Genomic DNA, 905 nt, shown 5'->3' on the forward strand with positions numbered 1-905 from the left:
TGTCTCGATTATCTCCGCAAGGCCTGCGGATTTGGCGTTGCCGTACCTGGGTGCAAGGCGCTGAAATGAAACATAAATGCAATTCACGTTTCGTGTTTTCCGCCCTCTCCCAAAAACGGTTACGCGGCGTATCGAAACAGAGTTTCTGAAAATTGCAAGCCTTGCCGCTGCGAAATTCGGTAATGCGTTTGACTTTTCCCGCTTTGCGGCCTTAGCGTTTGGCAATCAAAAAATATAAGCCGCCAAGGGGAGCGTGCGCGTGCTGGACCAGCCAATTGCCCAGATCAGAAAACTGCGGGTTGAATTTCAAACCAAAGATGGACCCGTCGTCGGGGTCGAAGACGTCTCGTTCGAAGTAAATCCGGGTGAAACCGTTTGTATTGTTGGCGAATCAGGATCCGGAAAATCGGTGTCCTCGCTTTCGCTGATGCGGTTGGTCGAGTTTGGCGGTGGTGAAATCGCGGGTGGCCAATTGCTGTTCGACCGGCGTGATGGCGAAGAGATGGACCTGTCCAAAGCCGATCAGGATCTGATGAAACAGATTCGCGGCAACGAGATCGGAATGATCTTTCAGGAGCCGATGACCGCCCTGAACCCGGTGTTTACCGTCGGGCGTCAGCTGACCGAAGGGCTGCGCATCCACAAGAACATGTCCAAATCCGAGGCCGAAACACGAGCCCTGGAATTGTTGCGTCAGGTCCGAATCCCCGAACCCGAACGCCGCCTGAAGCAATACCCGCACGAATTGTCGGGCGGCATGCGACAGCGCGTTGTTATCGCCATGGCCATGGCTTGTGAGCCACGCCTGCTGATCGCGGATGAGCCGACGACAGCGCTCGACGTGACCATTCAGGCCGAGATTCTGGCCCTGATGGATCGTCTCAAGCGGGAAACCGGCACGGCCG

General features: G+C 55.7%; 1 protein-coding gene. It reads left to right on the plus strand.

What is annotated here, in order from left to right; all coding sequences use genetic code 11:
• Window positions 1–259: 259 nt before the first annotated feature.
• On the plus strand, window positions 260–905 hold a 646-nt coding region (locus tag E1297_RS38050), incomplete at its 3' end, for an ABC transporter ATP-binding protein (RefSeq protein WP_368669813.1).

The organism is Roseibium sp. RKSG952 (genome assembly GCF_009711355.1).